The organism is Sorangium sp. So ce836, assembly GCF_028553905.1.
Classification (GTDB): Bacteria; Myxococcota_A; Polyangia; order Polyangiales; family Polyangiaceae; genus Sorangium; species Sorangium cellulosum_D.
The window spans coordinates 11,628,007-11,647,623 of record NZ_CP102233.1; the positions used below are offsets into that span (position 1 = coordinate 11,628,007).

General features: G+C 72.4%; 14 protein-coding genes. 8 read left to right on the forward strand and 6 right to left on the reverse strand.

The annotated features are described in order from the left end of the window. Nucleotides 1-226: 226 nt before the first annotated feature. The gene (locus tag NQZ70_RS42370) at nucleotides 227-1,999 is read left to right on the forward strand and encodes a permease (protein WP_129579300.1); all 1,773 of its coding nucleotides are present in this window, start codon (nucleotides 227-229) and stop codon (nucleotides 1,997-1,999) included. A gap of 132 nt (nucleotides 2,000-2,131) precedes the next feature. Here the strand turns inward: NQZ70_RS42370 and NQZ70_RS42375 are convergent, their stop codons facing one another. The 3 genes from NQZ70_RS42375 to NQZ70_RS42385 form a co-directional block, all read right to left on the reverse strand. Then, complete coding sequence (locus tag NQZ70_RS42375; protein WP_165374442.1) at nucleotides 2,132-3,211, reverse strand: serine/threonine-protein kinase; 1,080 nt, start codon at nucleotides 3,209-3,211, stop codon at nucleotides 2,132-2,134. A 345-nt stretch (nucleotides 3,212-3,556) separates the two neighbouring features. Next, nucleotides 3,557-4,969: a type I glutamate--ammonia ligase gene (gene glnA, locus NQZ70_RS42380; RefSeq protein WP_129579302.1), complete on the reverse strand. Its 1,413-nt coding sequence runs from the start codon at nucleotides 4,967-4,969 to the stop codon at nucleotides 3,557-3,559. A 141-nt stretch (nucleotides 4,970-5,110) separates the two neighbouring features. Continuing rightward, on the reverse strand, nucleotides 5,111-5,449 hold the full coding sequence (locus tag NQZ70_RS42385) for a P-II family nitrogen regulator (RefSeq protein WP_129579303.1): 339 nt from the start codon (nucleotides 5,447-5,449) through the stop codon (nucleotides 5,111-5,113). A gap of 663 nt (nucleotides 5,450-6,112) precedes the next feature. Between NQZ70_RS42385 and NQZ70_RS42390 the strand changes: the two genes are divergently transcribed. From NQZ70_RS42390 to NQZ70_RS42420, 7 genes are all read left to right on the forward strand, one after another. After that, nucleotides 6,113-8,845 carry a serine/threonine-protein kinase gene (locus tag NQZ70_RS42390; protein ID WP_129579304.1) on the forward strand — a complete coding sequence of 911 codons (2,733 nt, stop codon included), beginning with the start codon at nucleotides 6,113-6,115 and terminating at the stop codon, nucleotides 8,843-8,845. 4 nt (nucleotides 8,846-8,849) lie between these two features. Then, complete coding sequence (locus NQZ70_RS42395) at nucleotides 8,850-9,425, forward strand: GNAT family N-acetyltransferase (RefSeq protein ID WP_129579305.1); 576 nt, start codon at nucleotides 8,850-8,852, stop codon at nucleotides 9,423-9,425. 80 nt (nucleotides 9,426-9,505) lie between these two features. Next, nucleotides 9,506-11,068, forward strand: a complete 1,563-nt coding sequence (locus tag NQZ70_RS42400) for a HAMP domain-containing sensor histidine kinase (protein ID WP_237244556.1) — start codon at nucleotides 9,506-9,508, stop codon at nucleotides 11,066-11,068. Then, nucleotides 11,065-12,984, forward strand: a complete 1,920-nt coding sequence (locus NQZ70_RS42405; protein ID WP_129579306.1) for a HAMP domain-containing sensor histidine kinase — start codon at nucleotides 11,065-11,067, stop codon at nucleotides 12,982-12,984. The genes NQZ70_RS42400 and NQZ70_RS42405 overlap by 4 nt, the downstream gene beginning before the upstream one ends. Before the next feature lie 92 nt (nucleotides 12,985-13,076). After that, nucleotides 13,077-14,099 carry a Holliday junction branch migration DNA helicase RuvB gene (gene ruvB, locus NQZ70_RS42410; protein ID WP_129579307.1) on the forward strand — a complete coding sequence of 341 codons (1,023 nt, stop codon included), beginning with the start codon at nucleotides 13,077-13,079 and terminating at the stop codon, nucleotides 14,097-14,099. Between the two features lie 133 nt (nucleotides 14,100-14,232). Then, nucleotides 14,233-16,260 carry a PAS domain S-box protein gene (locus tag NQZ70_RS42415; RefSeq protein ID WP_237244557.1) on the forward strand — a complete coding sequence of 676 codons (2,028 nt, stop codon included), beginning with the start codon at nucleotides 14,233-14,235 and terminating at the stop codon, nucleotides 16,258-16,260. Between the two features lie 35 nt (nucleotides 16,261-16,295). Then, nucleotides 16,296-17,456, forward strand: coding sequence for a sensor histidine kinase (locus NQZ70_RS42420; protein WP_237244558.1), 1,161 nt, complete (start codon nucleotides 16,296-16,298; stop codon nucleotides 17,454-17,456). A gap of 22 nt (nucleotides 17,457-17,478) precedes the next feature. Here NQZ70_RS42420 and NQZ70_RS42425 read toward each other — a convergent pair whose 3' ends face one another. The 3 genes from NQZ70_RS42425 to NQZ70_RS42435 are packed head-to-tail and all read right to left on the reverse strand — an operon-like array spanning nucleotide 17,479 to nucleotide 19,504. Then, entirely contained in the window at nucleotides 17,479-17,997 is a 519-nt protein-coding gene (locus NQZ70_RS42425) for a hypothetical protein (protein WP_237244559.1), read from the reverse strand. Further along, nucleotides 17,997-18,701: an anti-sigma factor gene (locus NQZ70_RS42430; RefSeq protein ID WP_129579309.1), complete on the reverse strand. Its 705-nt coding sequence runs from the start codon at nucleotides 18,699-18,701 to the stop codon at nucleotides 17,997-17,999. Before NQZ70_RS42430 ends, NQZ70_RS42425 begins: the two co-directional genes overlap by 1 nt. After that, nucleotides 18,698-19,504 carry a sigma-70 family RNA polymerase sigma factor gene (locus tag NQZ70_RS42435; RefSeq protein ID WP_237244560.1) on the reverse strand — a complete coding sequence of 269 codons (807 nt, stop codon included), beginning with the start codon at nucleotides 19,502-19,504 and terminating at the stop codon, nucleotides 18,698-18,700. Before NQZ70_RS42435 ends, NQZ70_RS42430 begins: the two co-directional genes overlap by 4 nt. Between the last annotated feature and the right edge of the window lie 113 nt (nucleotides 19,505-19,617).

The following is a 19,617-nucleotide window of genomic DNA, read 5'->3' on the forward strand; positions in this document are numbered from 1 at the left end:
CGCGCGGCAGCCCTGAGCCGCGCGCCGGGCTGAGCCGCGCGCCCGTCCGAGCCGGAGCCTGCGGCGCCGCGCGGCAGCCCTGAGCTCAGGCCTGCCGGAGCTGCGTGGCGAGCCCGAGGCGCGCGAAACGCGCCGCCTGCGGGGATGCGACGGATCATTGCATCTCGATTGCAACATCAATTTGATGTTGATTGGGGTCCGTGGCTCGGGCATAGCCCCCGCGCCCATGCTCGCGCTCGCCGTCGCCCTGTCGATCGTCGGCCTCGCCACGGGGCCGCTCCTCGTGGCGCTCGGCCGGCGAAGGGCGCTGCCGATGTCGGCGCTCGACGGGCTGACGCTCGGGCTCGTCCCCACCCTGGTCCTCGCGCGCCACCTCCCGCACGCGGTCGAGGAGATCGGGCCGCAGGCGGTCCTCTGGACGGCGCTCGGGTACGTCGCGCTCTCGCTCACGGAGCACCGGCGGCGCGACACCGGCGAGGTCCTGGGCCGGGAGATCGCGTTCTCGGCGCTCGCCGTCCACGGGTTGCTCGACGGCGCCGGGCTCGCGCTGGCCGCGGCCGCGGTCGACGGCGGCGCAGACGGGCTGCTCATCGCGAGCGCCGTGCTCGTGCATCGGCTCCCCGAGGGGCTGTCGCTCGCGGCGCGCTTCCTGCCCGCCTGGGGGTGGCGGCAGCTCGCCCTGCGCCTCGGTCTGCTCGGGGTGCTCACGCTCCTCGGCGCCCTCCTCGGGCAGCGCCTCATGGACAGCCTCCCGCACGCGTCGCTCGAGGTGTTCATCGCGCTCGGCCTCGGCGTCCTCCTGCGGCTCGTCGTCCACACGCACGAGGCGCCGCCCCGGAGCCAGACGGCGCGCGCCGCGAGCGCCGTCGCCTTCGTCTCGGGGCTCTGCGCCGCGCTCGCGCTCCCCGGCGAGGAGAGCGTCTTCGGGCACGCCCACGGGTCCGAGCTGTCGATCGCCGAGTCGCTGGGCTCGCTGTTCGTCGCGACGGCGCCCGCGATGCTCGCAGGGCTCGCCGCGGCGGGGCTCCTGCGCGCGTTCCTCCCGCGTCGCGCGACCGGACGGCCGCGCGGCGGCGCTCCGGTCGCCGCGATGGTCTCCCTCGCCGCGTTCGCGCCCGCGCTCGACGTGGGCGGCGCGCTGCTGTCGCTGCGGCTGCTCGGCCTGCCGCTCACAGCGGCGCGCGTCGCGGGCAGCGCCCTCCTCGCCGTGCTGCTCGCGCTCCTCGTCGCCAGGGCGTCCGGGGCTCCCGGCGCGGCGCCGCGCAACAGCGCGCCGGCCGGCGTCGCGGGCGCTGCCGCGTCGCTGGGCGCGCGGCTCCGCGCCGCCGCCGCCGAGGCCGCCGGTCCGGCGCTCGACCGCGTGGCCGCGTGGTACCTCGTCGGCCTCGTGCTCGCCGCCGTCCTCGAGGCGACGCTCGATCCGGCCGCCGCGCGCGCGCTCGGCGCGCCGGCCGGCGTCGTGGTGAGCGCCCTCGTCGCGACGCCCGTCTACGTGTGCGCGCAGGGCGCGGCGCCGCTCGCCGCCGTGATGGTCCACAAGGGGCTCTCGGTCGGCGCGGCGGTCGCGCTCCTCGTGGCGGGGCCCTCGACCAGCGCCGCGGCGCTCGCCGCGCTGAAGCGGTCGCTCGGCGCGCGCGCCGCCGCCGCCTTCGCGGTCTCCAGCGTCGTCCTCGCCGTCGCAATCGGCCTCGTCGCGAACGCGCTCGTCCCCGCCGCCGCGGTCCCTGAGCTCCACGGCCTCGCCGCCCGCGAGCACGCCCCGATCGCGTGGATGTGCGCGGCGGCGCTCGGCGCGCTCCTGCTCTCGAGCTTCGCGCGGCTCGGGCCTCGCGCGTGGTTCGCCAGCATGCTCGGCGACGGCGACGCGCCTGCGCCCGGGCCGGCGGAGCCGCACGCGACCGACGCGCACGCGCACGCGCATCGCTGCGACGCGCACGGCGCGCCGGGCGACCGCCGCGCGCACCCGCCCGCCGCGAGCACCAGCGCGCCGCGCATCTGACGCCGAGCGCGCGCGACCCTTCGTTCTACGAAACGCCGCGCGCAGCGCGCGGCCGGCCCGCGCGCAGCCCGCCGCTGGTCGGCGCGGGAGCGCCACTCGCGGTGGCAGGGGACCGCGGCCGAGTGGCGCCGCTCAGCGGGTCCAGTACCTGCCGAGGAGCACGAGCACCATCGCCCAGAACACGACGGCGAGCCCCGCCGCGACGAGCATGGCCGGCGGCAGCCGCCTGCCGTGCTGCACGAGCCGCCCCAGCGTCCCGACCGCGCCGCCGCCGCGCATCGCGGCGCTCTCCGGCGCGAGGGTGTCGCCCAGCACGACGTCCGAGGCGCGCCGCCCCCGCTGCCCCCGGAAGCGCGCGGCGCGCAGCTCGCGGAGCACGGCCTCGAGCTCCTTCGCGAGCACGCCCGCCGAGGCGCTCCGATCGTCGCGCTCGCGCCGGAGGCAGGCGTCGACGATGCGGCAGAGGCGCGGCGGGAGCCCAGGCCTGCGCGAGGCGATCGGATCGCAGTCCTTGCTCAGGATGCGGACCATGAGCGCGTTGTAATTCGGCGCCTGGTGCGGGAGCGTCCCGGTCAGCGCCTCGTACATGACGACGCCCAGCGACCAGATGTCGGCGCGGCCGTCGAGGTCCTCGCGCCCCGCGGCCTGCTCCGGCGACATGTAGGCCGGCGAGCCGACGACGCAGCCCGTGTGGGTCAGCGCGAAGTTGTGCTCTCTCTCCAGCACCTTGCTGATCCCGAAGTCGAGGATCTTCCCCACGAGCTCGCCCAGGTGGTTCCTGTGCACGTAGATGTTCGCGGGCTTGAGATCGCGGTGGATGATCCCCTGCTGGTGCGCCATGTCGAGCGCCCGCGCGAGGCCGATGAAGATCTCGACGAGCGTCTCCGGCTCGATCGTGTGCTCGCGGCGCAGCCACTCGTCGAGCCCCTCGCCGACGAGCAGCTCGAACACGAGGAACGGCGAGCCGTCCTCGGCCTGACCGAGGTCGAGGATCTCGACGATGCTGGGGCTCCGCACGCGCCCGCTCGCCTTCGCCTCGTTGAAGAAGCGCTGGAGCGCGACGGCGTCCTCGGCCACCTCGGGGCGCATCACCTTGAGCGCCACGTCACGATCGATGAGCTCGTTCTTCGCGGCCCACACCGACCCGCTGGCGCCTCGGCCCAGGAGCTTCACGAGCCGGTAGCGAGACTGGATGAGATCGCCGGGGTTCACTGCTGCGCCGAGGTGTCTCCGGGGAAGCTCCGGGAGGGGATGCCTTACCCCCGACCTACAACAGAGACGGGTCGGAGGATAACCCGGCGCATGGGCGAGCGGTACCGCGGGCCGCTCGGTCCAGCAGGAAGCAAAAGTTCGCGAGGCGCGGAGACGGCGGCCGGCTTCGCGCCCCGAGGGGCCGCAGCGATGGACGGAAAAGTACTTCGAGGCGCCGCGGCGCCTCTCCTCGGCGTCACCGGCGCTCGACGAACGGGGCGGCGAGCGATGAAGAGCGCGGGCAGCGAGGGTCACAGCGCGGTCTCCCGTGCGCCGGACCCTGCGCTGCCCCTCGCGCGGGGGCGATCAGACGTCGTAGTAGAGGAAGAACTCGTGCGGGACCGGGCGGAGCCGGATCGCGTCGACCTCGCGCTCGCGCTTGTAGTCGATCCAGGTCTTGATGATGTCGCGGGTGAAGACGTCGCCGCGGAGGAGGAACTCGTGGTCGCGCTCGAGGGCGCTGAGCGCCTCGTCGAGCGAGCCCGGCATGTGCGGCACTTCCTTGAGCTCCTCGGGCGAGAGCGCGTAGATGTCCTTGTCGAGCGGGTCGCCCGGGTCGATCCGGTTCTGGATGCCGTCGAGGCCGGCCATCATCATCGCCGCGAAGGCGAGGTACGGATTGCAGCTCGCGTCCGGGAAGCGGACCTCGATGCGGCGGCCCTTCGGGCTGTTGCCGGGCGGCAGCGGGATGCGGATCGAGGCCGAGCGGTTGCGGCTCGAGTACGCGAGGTTCACGGGCGCCTCGTAGCCCGGGACGAGCCGGCGGTAGCTGTTCGTCGTCGGGTTGGTGAGCGCGGCGATCGACTTCGCGTGCTTCAGGATGCCGCCGATGTACCAGAGGCCCGTGTCGGACAGCCCGGCGTAGCCGTCGCCGGCGAAGAGCGGCTTGCCCTCCTTCCAGAGCGACTGGTGGCAGTGCATGCCGCTGCCGTTGTCGCCGAAGAGCGGCTTCGGCATGAACGTCACCGACTTGCCGTGCTTGCGGCCGACGTTCTTGATGACGTACTTGAACCACATGAGGTTGTCGGCCATCGCGGTCAGCGTCGAGAACTTGATGCCGATCTCGCACTGCCCGGCCGACGCCACCTCGTGGTGGCCGACCTCGACCGCGATGCCGGTCTCGATCAGCGTGGTCATCATGTCGGCGCGCAGATCCGCGAGCGTGTCGGTCGGCGGAACGGGGAAGTAGCCCTCCTTCGACCGGATCTTGTGGCCGAGGTTCGGGCCGGCCTTGCCGGTGTTCCAGACCGCCTCGTCGCTGTCGATCTCGTAGAAGGCGCCGCGCGGCGAGCTCTCGTAGCGGATCGAGTCGAAGATGAAGAACTCGGCCTCGGGCCCGAAGTAGGTCGTGTCAGCGATGCCGCTCTGGCGGAGGTGGTTCTCCGCCTTCTGGGCGATGTAACGGGGGTCGCGGCCGTAGGGCTGGCCGGTGACGGGGTCGCTGATCTTGCAGATCAGGCTGAGCGTCTTCTGGGCGTGGAAGGGGTCGAGCTTCGCCGTCGACGGATCGGGCGTCATCAGCATGTCGCTCGCGTTGATCGGCTGCCACCCGCGCACCGAGGAGCCGTCGAAGCCGATCCCCTCCTCGAAGATGTCCTCGTTCAGACGGGACGCCGGGACGGTCGTGTGCTGCCAGATGCCGGGCAGATCGATGAACTTGAGATCGACAAATTTTACGTCGTTTTCCTTCGCAAACGCGACGACATCTTTGGCCTTCATGATCTTCTCTTTCCTCGCTGACTCGCTGCTCTCGCTGGATGTGATTCTACGGCGCGCGGGCTCCTGCTGGCTGCTAGCTGCCTGGGTTGTCGAGCCTGCGACCCGCCGCGAATGCCCTGTGACGCTCTGCCCGCGGCTCGCCTAGATGGCGTCCTCGCCGCGCTCCCCCGTGCGGATCCGCACGGCCTCCTCGACGGGGACGACGAAGATCTTGCCGTCGCCGATCCGACCCGTCTTGGCGCTCTTCTCGATGGCGTCGATCACGTCGCCGACCAGGCTGTCCGGCACGACGATGTCGACCTTCACCTTCGGGACGAAGTCGACGACATACGCCGACCCTCGATAGACCTCCTTCTTGCCGCCGGTCCGACCGAAGCCCTTTACCTCGGTCACCGTCATGCCCTGAATCCCGACCTCGGCGAGGGCGTCCTTGACCTCGTCGAGCTTGAACGGCTTGATGATCGCCTCGACCTTTTTCATTGCGCACGCCTGTGGTGACCGGGCGCCCGCCGGGGTAAAATCCCGGACGCTCACCCGAAAAGCCCCGCCGGAGCAGAGCCGGTAAAGGGGGGACGCCTCCGCCGGCGGCCTCCCGTCGATGTGCCGGGCGCCGCCCGGCCTCCGATCCGTGACGGGGTCCGCCCGGCCTGCCGAGCATTGCCCCGACGCTTGTCAACGACTCAGGGGCCCATCCAGCAGAGCTGGATCGGCGATCCTTCACCCCGGGCGCTGGCGCAGCAACCCGAGGTCCAGGCTGGTGTACTCAAGCTCATGTTTCCGGAATGTTTCGCGCACTGCGCGTGCGTGAGAAAAGTGGTTCCGGCCTCCGGAAATCAAAGCCCGCTTACTTTTTTCAGCGCTCCCGGGACCGGCCCCGAGGAGCCCGAGGAGGGCCCCGGAGCGGGAGCGCGCCCGCTCCCCTCGCCGAGGTGCCCGGGGTGGGGGGTCCGCCCCCTCCTCCTTGCCCGGGCCGGCACGGACCCACCCCCCCGGCTCCATCCGGGGATGGCAGAGCCCGCCTCCACGGCGCCCCCGAGGGGTGGCTCCCCCCTCCCGGACGGGTCCCCCCGCGCTCGCCTTGTTCTTGCGACGCGGCTCGAATAGTCTCCGCTGGCGAATCCAGTCGCGGGACAGCCCTGCCTGATGGCTTTGCCGAACAAAGCGAAGATCCCGGTAGGCACGGTCCTCGCCGGAAAATACCGCATCACACGCGAGATCGGGCGCGGCGGCATGGCTGCCGTGTACGAGGCCGAGCACATCGACATCGGCAAGCGCGTCGCGATCAAGGTGCTCGCACAGGAGCTGACGACCTCCGCCGTTGTGGTCGAGCGCTTCCTCCGCGAGGCCCGGGCCGCCGCGTCGATCCGCAGCCCGTTCATCTGCGACGTCTACGACTCCGGCAAGCTCGACGACGGGCGGCCCTTCCTCGTGCTCGAGCTCCTGGAAGGCGAGTCGCTCTACGAGCGCATGACCGTGGTCAGGTACCTCGACCCCGAGACCACCGTCACGGTGGTCTCCCAGGTGTGTCGAGGGCTCACCAAGGCGCACGCCGCCTCGATCGTCCACCGCGACCTCAAGCCGGAGAACATCTTCCTCACGAAGGACGAGGAGGGCCGGCTCTGCGCGAAGATCCTCGATTTCGGGCTCGCGAAGTTCTACGCGCCCGTCGACGGCGGCGACGCGCAGGCGCGCCTCACCCGCGAGGGCGCGGTCTTCGGAACGCCGGCGTACATGAGCCCGGAGCAGGTGCGCGGACAGGGAGCGGTCGATCATCGCGCCGACCTCTGGGCGCTCGGCTGCATCACCTACGAGTGCCTCACCGGCCGCACCGTCTGGCAGACCGAGCAGGGCGTCGCGATGACGTTCGCGCAGATCGCGAACGCGCCGCTGCCGCAGCCCTCGGCGCTCCGCCCGGATCTGCCGCCGAGCTTCACCGCGTGGTTCGAGAAGGCGCTCGACCGCTCGATCGATCGCCGCTTCCAGACCGCGAAGGAGTTCGCCGACGAGCTCTCGATCGCGCTCGGCGTCGCGCAGCCGACGCCCCCGCGCGGCGCGGAGCCGTCGCAGGCGGGGCTCCTGCCGACCGGCGGCGACCCGCCGGCCGACGTGACGTTCGATCCGCCGGGGGTCGTCCGTGTGACCCCCAACGAAGCGCGGCGCACCGTCCCCTCGGGCCCGGCGGAGCGCGGGATGGATCCGTTCGCCGGGCTGGACTTCTCGAGCTCACCGGGCGGCACGCCGGCCGGGCGCGTGAGCCAGGGCGCGGGGCAGCAGATCACGTTCTCCGGGGGCTCGGGCGAGGCCTCGGTGTCCGATCCGCTCGCGCAGCGCTCGCCGCCGAGGCGCGGCGGCGCCGGTCGCGCGCTCGTCGTCTTCGGCGTGCTCGTGCTCGCCGCGGGCGCCGCGTACGCGGGCTACCGCCAGTTCCTCAAGCCGACGGCGCTGCCGCCCGTCTCGTCGAGCGCCGCGCCGCCGCCGGTCGTCAGCGCGCCTTCGTCCTCCGCGTCGGCGGCCGCCGCCGTGCCGGCGCGCGCCGACGCCCAGCCCGAGCCGCCGGGCCTGCAGTGGCCGCCGCTCGTCGCGCAGGCGCAGGAGTCGATCGCCGCCGGCGATCTCAAGGCCTCGCTCCGGTTGCTGAGGGACGCTCAGGAGAAGGGCAACCACCCCGTGCCTCGGACGTTGATCGAGCACGTGCAGGTCGCCCTGAAGGACGCGAGCGGCAAGGCGCCCTGCCAGCTCACCGGGCTCGCCCGGCCGCGCACGCACGATCTCGTGCGCGAGGGCGGCCGCGCCATCGGCGCCAGCCGGCCCTCGATCGCGCTCGGGCCGCGCGGCGCGGTGATCACCTGGACGGACTCGCACGAGGGCACCGAGCACGCGTACACGGCGGCGCTCGACAGCGCGATGCGCCCGTCGTCCCCCGCGCTCGACGTGACGCCCGAGGGCCGCGCCATCGGGCGCCCCGAGCTGACCACCGCCGGCGATCGGCTGGTGCTCACGTACTGGGACGGCAAGGGGCCGGAGGCCGGCGTGTACGTGCGCTGGCTCGACGCCAGCGGCCGGATCGACGGCCCCGCGATGATGGTCGCCCGCTTCCCTCGCGGGGGGAACTCCTGGCCCTCGCTCGCGCGCGCCTCCGAGGGCTTCGTGATCGCGTGGTCGGACGACGGGGACAACGCCTCCTCCGAGGACCTCTTCATGCGCCGCCTCTCGCCGAACCTCGATCCGGTCGGCGAGATCATCCGGCTCACGGACGTGACGCCGACGGGCCCGTCGAAGCCGCGCGTCCGCTTGCCCTCGATCGCGGTGACGAGCGACGTGATGCACCTCGCCTTCCGCTTCGATCGCGATCCGATGCGGGTCATCCAGTACATGCGCCTGCCGCTCGCGAACGCCGACAAGGGGCTCCCGCCGGCCGCGCCCGGCAAGCGGGCCGATCGCGCGCTCGGCGAGCTGTCGCTCGTGAACAGCGACCGGGCCCGCAGCGACAGCCCCTCGCTCGCCTGCGGCGCGGCCGGCTGCTTCGTCGTCTGGCACGGCGAGGCGCCGATCGGGGGCGCGTCGGCTGCGTACATCGATCCGGCCAAGGGGCAGCCGCTCTGGCGCAAGAGGTTCTCGAAGACCGGCGCGCGCCCGTCGGTCGCGATCGCGCCGAGCGGTCAGGCCCAGCTCGTCTGGTTCGAGCAGGGCCGCATGCTGACCGCATCGATCAACCGCGACGGCATCGGCGCGCCCACGAAGTTCGCTCGCGTCAGCGGCGATCAGCCGGCGCCATCGATCAGCCCCGGCGCGAAGCCCGGAGAGTGGTATGTCGCCTGGCTCGACTACGAGGCGGGTCATCTCGAGCCCTACGCCGCTCGCATCCAGTGCCGGTGACCCCATGCTCATCCTCCCACCTCGAAGCGAGGTCCGCGCCCGTCCCATCGAGACCGAGCGGCTGCTCCTCGTGCCGATCGACCCGTCGGACGGACCGGAGCTCTGGCTCGCGGTCAGCGGCTCGCGCGCGACGCTCCAGCGCTGGCTGCCGTGGGTGCAGTTCCACACGGATCCGGCCGCGAGCGTGCGCTTCGCCGAGGCGTGCGCGGCCGACTGGGATCACGGCAGGGCGCTGCGCTTCGTCATCCGCGAGCGCGCGCACCGCACGCTCGCCGGGGTGGTCGGGCTCGAGTCGTGCGTGCACCTGCACCGCTCCTGCGAGCTCGGGTACTGGCTGCGCAAGGAAGCGACCGGGCGCGGCCTGATGACCGAGGCGGCGAAGGCCGCGCTCGCGTTCGCGTTCGGCCACATGGGCGCGCACCGGGTGCGGGTCGCGGCCGCCACGGACAACCACGCCTCCCTCGCGGTCATCGGTCGGCTCGGCTTTCGCTTCGAGGGCATCGCCCGGCAGGCCGAGTGGTGCGACGGCCGCTGGCTCGACCACTCCGTCTTCGCGCTCCTGGCGACCGACCCCAGGTGAGGCGGGTAAGCCCCATCGCGCTCGGGGCGCCCGAGGCGGCCCGTCCGCCGCCCGAAGCGCGCTAGCATCCTGCCCTCGCCGTGGCTCGCCGTCGCCTCCTCCGCTGGCCTCGCGGCACGATGCCGCTCGTGCCGCTCGCGCCCGCGATCGTGATCGTCGTGGGGATCGCCACGGCGGTGGCGATCGCGCTGATCGGCATCCGCCAGCTCGCCAGGATGAGCGATCAGGCCGCGAGCCTGCGCGCGGAGGTGCTGGCCGCGACGCTCGCGGCGCGGCTCCATGGGACCGCCGACGCCGAGCGGACCGAGGTCCTCGGGCAGGCGGCGCGGCGGACCGGGTCGGAGATCCTGCTCGTCGAGCAGAACGGCCATGTGCTGGTGAACGAGAGCTTCGGCGCGCCGGCCAAGGCCGACATCTTCCAGATGCTCACGCGGGGCAAGGGCGAGGAGACGACCTCGCTCGGCCGCGTCCGGTTCGCGGCGCGCCCGCTCCGCCCGCCGCTGTCCCACCTCTCGGTGATCACCTTCGTCTCGGCGCCGAGCCCGCCGCCCGACTCGCTCGCCCTCGGCAACGCGGTCGCGGCGCTCACGACGCTGCTGCTCGGCGTGGCGGTCGCGGTCGCGCTCTCGTTCACCAAGGCGGCGCGCGATGACGTCGACTACCTGCGCGAGCGCATCACCGCGATGGCGCACGGCCACGGCCGGAGCGCGTCGAGCACCGACCTCATCCAGACCGAGCCGGTGCCGATCAGGTCGCTCGACCAGGTGGGCCTCCTGACGGCGGCCTTCAACCTGCTGATCACCCGCTTCGCGGCGGCGGAGCGCTCCTACCGGGCGGATCTCCAGCAGGCGTCCGCGATGGACCGCGAGCGCTCGGCGTTCCTCGCGGGGCTCAGCCACGAGCTGCGCACGCCGCTCAACGCCATCCTCGGGTTCGCGCACGTGCTCGAGAGCGAGGTCGACGGGCCGCTCAGCCAGGACGCGCGCGAGGCGCTGTCCGTCATCCGGCAGAGCGGCGAGCACCTGCGCACGCTCATCGACGACATCCTCGATCTGTCGGCGCTCGAGACGGGCAAGCTCCAGCTCTCCCGCCGCGCCGTCAACCTCCGCGTGCTCGTCGATCAGGTCATGCGGGAGGCGTCCGCCGCGGCGCGCGACAAGCCCATCCAGCTGCGCGTCACCGGGGACCACGGCCTCCTCGCGCACGCCGATCCGCGGAGGGTGCGGCAGATCCTGACGAACCTCGTCTCGAACGCCGTCAAGTTCACGGCGCGCGGCTCGGTGGCGGTCCACATCGCGGCGCGCGGCCGCTACGCGACCATCGCCGTCCAGGACACCGGCCCCGGCATCCCGCCGGAGGAGACGTCGGCGGTCTTCGAGGAGTACCGGCAGACCGGCGACGTGCGCTCTCGCCGGGCCGGGACGGGGCTCGGGCTCTCGATCGCGCGGCGCCTCGTGATGATGCACGGCGGGACGATCCAGCTGGAGAGCGAGCTCGGGCGGGGCTCGACCTTCACGATCACCCTGCCGCTCTGGGTCGCCCCGCCCCCCCAGCCCGCGCAGGTCCAGCCGCCCGCGCCGGACGCGGCGGTGACGCCCGTGAGCGAGCCGGGCAGCGGCCGGCCAGGAGGGAGGATCGCATGAACGAAGAGCGCATGAGGGACGACGCGATCCACTTCGCGCGGCGCGTGCTCGTCCGCCAGGCGCTCGTCGGCGTCGCCGCGTTCGGGGCGATCGCGGCGCTCGCGCCGAAGCTGCTCATCCTGGAGCAGGACGTCGCCGCGAGCGTGCTCTCGGTCGGCGCCAAGATCGCGCTCGCCGCGATCGTCGCGACCACGCTGCTGACGCTGCTCCGGCTGCGCACGCACCGGAACCTGCTGCGGTCGCTCATGATCGGCTCGCGCGACATCGATCACGAGGAGCTCGAGCGGTTCGCCGAGCTGCCGCCGTCCTTGGCGCTGCGGTTCGTGCTGGCGAGCTCGACGATCTCGAGCCTCACGATGATCCCGGGGATCAGGCCGGAGAAGCTCGACGACGGCCGGGCGGTCAGCCTGCTCATCCTCGCGATCACGATCCTCTGCGCGTCCGCGATCCCGCACTACGTGTTGACGCGTGCCACGACGTTCAGCCTCTTCGAGATCAGCCCGGTCGAGGCGATCGGCGCCTTGCTCGAGACGGCCGAGTTTTACCAGACGCCGCGCCGGCGGGTCACCTACAAGCTGCTCCTCGCCGTCGCCGCGCCGGTGCTGCTCGTCGGCGTCGGGGCGGTGCTGATCGCGAACGCGCACCTCCAGACGTTCATCGAGCGGAGCCGGCGCACGACCGCGGGGCTCATCGCGCGGACGGCGCTCGATCCGTCGCTCGGGGCCATCGCGGAGGCCGATCGCAACGACGTCGTGGCCGCCGCGGCGGAGTACGGGTTCCTCGCGCGCGTGCAGCACGACTGCGTGAGCGCGGAGCCCTCCTTCGGCCGCGAGGCCGACGGTCAGATCGCCGTGATCACGCCGCTCGACGGCGGCTGCGCCAACATCCGGTTCTCGGCCGACCTCGAGCCCTCCGCCGCGATCTGGGGCGCGCTCGTCGCGCTGCTCGCGGTGCTGGTCGCCGGCGTGCTCGGCAACCTGTTCGGCCGCGTCCTCGCCGCCGATCTCGTGCACGCCACGAAGCAGGTGCGCCTGCTCGGCACGGACAGCGTGCTCCGCGGCGCCACGCAGATCGCCCGCCCCGCCCGGTTCGCCGTCGTCGCCCGGCTCGGGCACGCGATCGAGGATCTCGCCGAGCGCTTCCGCGTCTTCGCCGCGGCGCAGGAGCGCGCGCTCGAGGCTCGCGAGGCGGCGCAGCGCATGCGCGGCCTCCTGTTCGCGAGCGTGAGCCACGACCTCAAGAGCCCGCTGAACGCGATCCTCGGGTTCGCCGAGCTCGTGGGCCAGGAGGACCTGACCGCCGCCCAGCGCGAGAGCCTGGAGCTCATCTCGACGCGCGGCCGCGAGCTCCTCGGCCTCATCGAGTCGATCCTCGACGCCGCGCGCGTCGAGGCCGGCCAGCTCACGCTCGAGCCTCAGCCGACGTCCGTCGGCGCGCTCATCGCGGGCGCGATCCGCAAGGCGCGCGAGCTCGCGAGCGACGCCGACGGGGAGGTCGTCGTGGAGGTCGGCGACACGCTGCCGCTGATCCCGGTCGATCAGGCGTACGCGACGCGCGCGATCGCCGTCATCGTGGCGCACGCGCTCAGGACCGGCGCGGCCGACCCGTCCGCGCGCCTCGTGCGCCTCACCGCGACGATGGCGGGCGAGTTCAACAGCGAGGTCCGCATCGACATCGAGTACGGCAGCCGCGACGTGCCGCCCGACGAGCTGGAGGCGCTGTTCAGCCGGCAGACCACGGCGCGCGGGCGCGGCCTGACCCTCGGCCTCAGCCACGCGCGCTCGGTGATCGAGCTCCACGGCGGCTCGCTCGAGGTGGACGGCGCCCCGGACGGCCGCCCGCTCTGCCGCGCGCGTCTGCCGCGCGTCCCGCCGCCGCGCCGCCCTCGCCTGTCATCGGTCCCCGCGCTCGGCTGACCTCGCCCGCGGCCGCCGGCGGCGCGCGATCCACGCTCCTTCCGCGCGCGGGATCGCTTCCCTTCGCCCTCCGCCCGCGGTACTCCCGGGGCATGCCTGAACGGGCGCTCTCTCCTGCCGAGACAGGCGACGACGATCGCTTCGACCGCCTCTTCCGGCCTGCCTCGCTCGCCGAGTACGTCGGCCAGGCCAAGCACACGGAGAACCTGAAGGTCTTCGTCGAGGCCGCGCGCCGCCGGCACGAGCCGCTGGACCACATGCTCTTCTGCGGTCCGCCCGGGCTCGGCAAGACGACGCTCGCCCACATCCTCGCCCGCGAGATGGGCGTCACCCTCCACGTCACGAGCGGGCCGGCGATCGAGCACAAGGGCGCGCTGGCCGGGCTGCTCACCAAGCTGGAGCGCAACGACGTGCTCTTCATCGACGAGATCCACCGGCTCACGCCGGCGGTCGAGGAGAGCCTCTACCCCGCGATCGAGTCGTTCAAGATCGACATCATGACCGGCGACGGCCCGTACGCGACGACGATCCAGCTCGCGCTGAAGCCGTTCACGCTCGTCGGCGCCACCACCCGCACCGGGCTGCTCACCGCGCCGCTGCTGTCGCGGTTCGGCCACGTCGTCCGCCTCGATTTCTACCCCGTCGAGGAGCTCGAGCGCATCGTGCAGCGCAGCGCCGGCCTGCTCGACGTGCCGATCGACGCCGGGGGAGCGCGCGAGATCGCCGCGCGTTCGCGGGGTACCCCTCGCGTCGCCAACCGCCTCCTGCGCCGGGTGCGCGACTTCGCCGAGGTGCTCGGCGACGGCGCGATCACCATGGCGATCGCGCGCAAGACCTCGGAGCGGCTCGAGATCGACGCGGCCGGCCTCGACGAGATGGACCGCAGGCTGCTGCGCGTCATCATCGATCACTACGACGGCGGCCCTGTGGGCGTCGACACCCTGGCCGCGGCGCTCAGTGAGCCGCGCGACACTATCGAGGACGTGTACGAACCGTTCCTGCTGCAGCAGGGCTTCCTCGGCCGCACGCCCCGGGGCAGGATCGCGACCCGCCGCGCGTACGAGCACCTGGGCGTCGCGGCTCCCGCGTCGAAGCAGGGGGATCTCTTCTCGTGACCCGCGCCGCGCGCGCGGCGCCCCGATGCGCCGCGCCGCCACGCGTCGTCCCCACGCTTGGTGAGCGCGCCGGCGTTGCGCCGTGATCCGGAATTCTCTCATCGCTCCAGCGTGGAATCGATAAGCTTGCGGTGTGTCTCGCCGTGATCCTGTGCTCGTCGTGGATGACGACGCCGTCAGCCGGCAGATGCTGCTGCACGCGCTGGCCGACGCGGGCATCGAGACCGTCGCCGTCACCTCGGGCGCGGAGGCGCTCGCCTGGCTTAAGGCGAGCGTGCCCGCGCTCGTGCTGCTCGATCTGGTGATGCCGCCTCCGGACGGCTACGTGGTCCTCAGCGCCGTACGGGACGATCGCCGCACGCAGGACGTCCCGGTCGTCGTGCTGACGGCGCTCGACGCGGACGAGGAGGTCGCCCGCGCCTTCGAGCTCGGCGCGGACGACTTCATCCGCAAGCCGTTTCGCCCGGCCGAGCTCATCGCCCGCATCCGCGGGCAGCTCCGGATCCGCGACTACGTCGACGCGCTCGCGCGCAAGGAGCACGACGCGAAGGTCGTCCTCGAGCTGACGCAGGCGCTCTCCTCGACGCTCGACTTCCGGAACATCCTCTTCACGGTCGTGCGCCGCATCGCCGAGGTGGCGCGCGTCGACCGCTGCAGCATCGTGCTCGTGCGCGACTCGGGCGACGTCGGCTACGTGGTCGCCGCGAGCGACGACAAGGAGCTCCGCGATCTGCCGATCGATCTCGGGAAGTACCCGGAGATCCAGCGCGTCATGCGCACGGGCGACGTGCTCGTGATCGACGACGCCAAGGCGCACCCGCTGTTCGACATCGTGCGCGCCGAGCTCCCGGAGAACGCGTTCCGCTCGCTCGCCCTCCTGCCGATCTTGTTCGAGGACAAGCCGCTCGGCGTGCTCTTCCTGCGCGGGCGGCAGCCGGTGGCCCCCCACGCGCACGAGCTCTCGCTCGCGCGCACGGTCGCGAGCGCCACGGCGATCGCCCTGCGCAACGCGCGCATCCTGCAGTCGCTCCGCGATCAGACGCAGCAGAGCACCTTCGCCCGGTTCGAGGCGGAGCGCCGGCTCAAGGCGCTCCAGCGCTACGCCGACTTCTTCCACTCGACGGCGGACGGCATCATCGTCGTCGATCCCGACGGCCACATCCTCTTCTCCAACCCGCGCGCCCAGGCGATCACCGGGCGCACGGCGGAGGACCTCGAGAAGGCGAACCTGGCCGACCTCGTCGACCCTCGCGAGCACCCGCTCCTCGAGGAGATCCGGGCCGGCTTCGCCAAGGGGTCGTTCCCGCACATGGTGGACTTCACCGTGAGGCGGGGCGAGCCCGAGCACGAGAAGCTCATCCTGAGCTTCAGCTTCAGCAGCGTCCTCCGGGAGGAGAGCGGCGCCGTCCTGGTCAGCTTCCGCGACGTCACCACGGAGCGCGCCACCGAGGCGGAGCTCACCAAGACAAAGGAGTTCTTGGAGCGGGTCATCGAGAGCTCCGTCGACGCGATCGTCTCGGCCAACATGGAGGGCGTCGTCCTGCTCTTCAACCGCGCCGCCGAGCGGATCTACGGCTATGACGCGAAGGAGGTCGTCGGCGCGATGAACGTCCGCGCGCTCTACCCCGACCACAACGCCGAGCAGATCATGAGGCTCATCCACGCGAAGGAGCACGGCGGCCCCGGCCGGCTCGAGGGCTACCGGACCGAGGTCCTCGCCAAGGACGGGTCGCGCATCCCGGTGCACCTCTCGGCGGCGTTGATCTTCGAGAACGGCGTCCCGGTCGGCTCCGTCGGCATCTTCACCGACCTGCGCGAGCGGATGCGGATGGAGGCCCGCCTCACCGAGGCGCAGGAGGAGCTCCGCGCTCGCGAGAAGCAGGCCATCATCGCGGAGCTCGCGGGCGCGGCCGCGCACGAGCTGAACCAGCCCCTCACCAGCGTGCTCGGCTACGCCGAGCTGATCTGCCGCCGGATCGACGACGCGTCCCCCATCAAGGGGGCGGCGGCCACGATCCGCAGCGAGGCCGAGCGGATGGCGGAGATCGTCCGCAAGATCGGCAAGATCACCCGCTATGAGACGAAATCCTACGTCGGCGCCGCGAAGATCATCGATCTCGACCGGTCGAGCGGCGACGACCCGAACAGGGTGATCGGGTGAGCGGGAGGAGCGCGGAGCGCCTGGGGAAGCGGCCGTTGTCCGACGCTCCCGTCACGCTTCGAAAGCCCCTCACCCGGGACCTCCCGCTCGAGTGGATCGACAACCTGCTGATCGCGTCGAGCGAGCTGGATCCGTCCGCTTCCGCCGAGCAGCGCGCCTCGGCGCTGCTCGGCGCAGCCGCGAAGATGCTCCCCGGCTGCGGTCTCGGCGTGTACATCCCGGGCGCGACGGGCGCGCAGGTGGTCGTCCGGGTATCGCCGCGCCCGCGCCGCGACGACGGCCGCGATCCGGCGCGGCTCCTCCCGGAGTTCGCCTTCGAGCGCGTCGCGGCCATCGAGCCCGAAGGGCGCTCGACGATGCACATCGCGGCCGACGACGCCGGGCACCTCGACAGCGCGCCGATCCAGGCGCTGGTCGACCGGCTCGTGCTCACCCTGGGCGCCTCGCTCCGCGAGGCGCGCGCGCACGAGTCGCTGCGCGCCCAGGTCATCCAGGCCGAGAAGCTGGCCTCCCTCGGGAAGATGGCCGCCGGCGTGGTGCACGAGCTCAACAACCCGCTCACCTCGATCCTCGCCTACTCCGAGTACCTGCGCCGCAAGGGCGAGCGCAGCGGCTTCGATCCCTCGGACATCGAGCGGCTCGCGCGGATCAACGAGGCGGCGGACCGCATCCTCCGCTTCTCGCGCGACCTCATCACCTACGCGCGGCCGTCCACGGAGAAGCCGGGCGCCGTCTCCCTCCACGACATCATCGAGCGCGCGCTGGTCTTCTGCGAGCACCTGCTCGACCAGACCGGCGTCACCGTCGAGCGATGCTTCGGCGAGATACCTCCCGTGCGGGGCGTCATCGACCCGCTGACGCAGGTGTTCGTCAACCTGTTCACGAACGCCGCGCACGCGATGCACGAGCACGGCGGCTGTCTCGGCATCACCACCGCGATGTCGCCGGAGGACGGCTACATCACGGTGACCATCCAGGACGAGGGGCACGGGATCGACGTCGAGCACCTGCCGAGGATCTTCGACCCCTTCTTCACGACCAAGACCGACGGGAGCGGCACCGGGCTCGGCCTGAGCATCGTCAGGAACATCGTCGCCTCGCACGGCGGCAGCATCCGCGCGGAGGCGTGCGCCCCGCGCGGGACGGCCTTCTACCTCGACCTGCCCGTCGCGCTGCCGTCCTCGGGCCGCCGCTGAGCGGGAGCCGAGCGCCCTCGGCTCAGGGCGCGACCTTGATGCCGAGCACGAGCACGCCGCCCTGGTGCTGCTGACCCGCCACGAAGAAATTCTCGCCCGCCTTTGCGTTCACCTCGAGCAGCGGCAGGAACGTGTTGCCGCCTGGCTTCTGGATGCTCGCGCTGACGACGAAGCGCTTCGGCTCGTCCTGCTTCTTCGCGGCCACCACGTCCTTCAGCGACACCATGAGGACGCTGCCGTTCGGCAGCTTCGTGGTGGTCGGCTTGCCCTTCTGCAGGCTGATCTTCAGCCGATCGAGGAGCTTGTAGCTGTTGTACGCCGAGAACGGCGGCTTCCCGAGCTCGGGCATCTTGCCGATCTTCGGATCGATGCCGGATCCGTCGTTCGTCGCGTGGAGGACCACGACCTCGGTCGTGATCGCGGCGTCGGACGGCGCCGCCGGGGCGGGGGTCGGCGCCTTGCCTTGCGCGACGGCGGGGGAAGGGCTCACGCCGAGCGCCAGGACCATGATCGCGGTGATCGCACTCGCAAGAAATCTCATCACTGTCCTCCCGGACCCTCATCGGAGAGCCAAACCACCGTGGTCGTCGGGCCTGAGGCCGCGGCCTCCCGCGGAACGTAGAAGATCGATCCCATGCGCGCCCCGAAGTCGACCGCGGCGATCTCGACGCCCGGCTCGATCTCGCCCTCGGCGGTGGGCGCGGCGACGGGCTCGTGCGTCGGTGCGGCGGGCGGCGGGGCGAGCTCCGCGGAGGGCGCCGTCGCGGTCAGCGCCGCGCTCGGCGCCTCCACGTCGGTCCGGCCCCAGACCATCATCGCGGCGGCCGCGGCTACGGCGAGCGCCGTCAGCGCGAAGATCCCGCGCGCGTTGTCGTTGGCCGGCGATCCCTGCAGCCGCGCCCGCGCGCGCGGCGGAGCGGCCGGCGGCGACGCCGCGAGCGGCTGCACGACAGCGCCTCCGTTGGCCTTCGCGACCGCCCCCTGCCCTTCGAGGATCTTCGCCATGACCCCGTCGGCGATGCCGTCGGCCGCGCTGGAGGCGAGCGCGCTGTCCCGGATCATGTCGGCTGCGGTGACGAGCCCTGCGACCTTCGCTCGGCAGCGCGGATCGTGGAGCACATACTCCTCCACCTGCCGGTGGCGCGCCTCATCGAGCTCACCGTCGACATAGAGCATCAGCTCCAGATCCGTCGGCGGGGCGCTCGCATCCCCGTGATTCGCCTTGCTGCTGTTGGCGGTGCTCACGCGATCTCCTCCGGGTCCTCTGCGGCTCCCTTGCCCTCTTCCTCCGCGTAGCAGTCAGCGAGGGCGCGCTGAAGCTTCTGACGGGCGTGGAACAGGCGGCTCATGATCGTCCCCTTCGAGACCCCCATCGCCTGCGCCATCTCCTCGTAGGACATGCCCTCGACCTCCCGCATCAGGATCACGCCTCGGTGGTAAGGCGGCAGCGCGTCGAGCGCGGCCTGGATGCGCCCGGCGATCTCCCGGCGGCGGACGACGTTGAGGGGGTCCGCGCCGTCGATCCGGGCGACGAGCGGGAAGTCGGACTGCTCTTCAGCTGCCTGGTTTTCCTGGAGCTCGAGGTCGCGGCGCCCCGGCTTGCGCATGAGGTCGATCGCCAGGTTGGTGACGATCCGGTAAAGCCAGGTAAAAAACGAGGAGCCGCCCTGAAAGGAGCCGAGCCCCTTGTAGACGCGGAGAAACGCGTCCTGCACGAGCTCGCGCGCGTCGTTCTCGTCGCGGACGAGCCCCATCGCGATCGCGAACGCCCGGCGCTGGTGCCGCTCCACGAGCGAGCGGAACGCCGCCTGGTCCCCCTTCTGCGCCCGCTCGATGAGCTCACGATCTTCCTCCGCTTCCCGCCGTCGCGCCTCGCGATTGGACGCACGGGCGGAAGCGCTATTCAGGCGCGCGTGGAGCTGCTGCGCTCCGCGGTGGTCGCCCCCCGCGGGCAGGACGTCGCCCTCGATGTCGCCCGGCGCGTCGCCGGGATGGCCGGGAGGAGCGACCGGCTCGAGCTCGTCCGGGGAGGAAGGTAGAGAGGCCACGGGGTCAGCTTACCTGAGAGGGCTGGGGGACGAGGAACGTCGCGCGGCGGATGCCCCGGCCGGGCGCGCGGCGGCCGGCGGGCGTGCCGGGCACAAGGTCGGGGTCGCCCGGC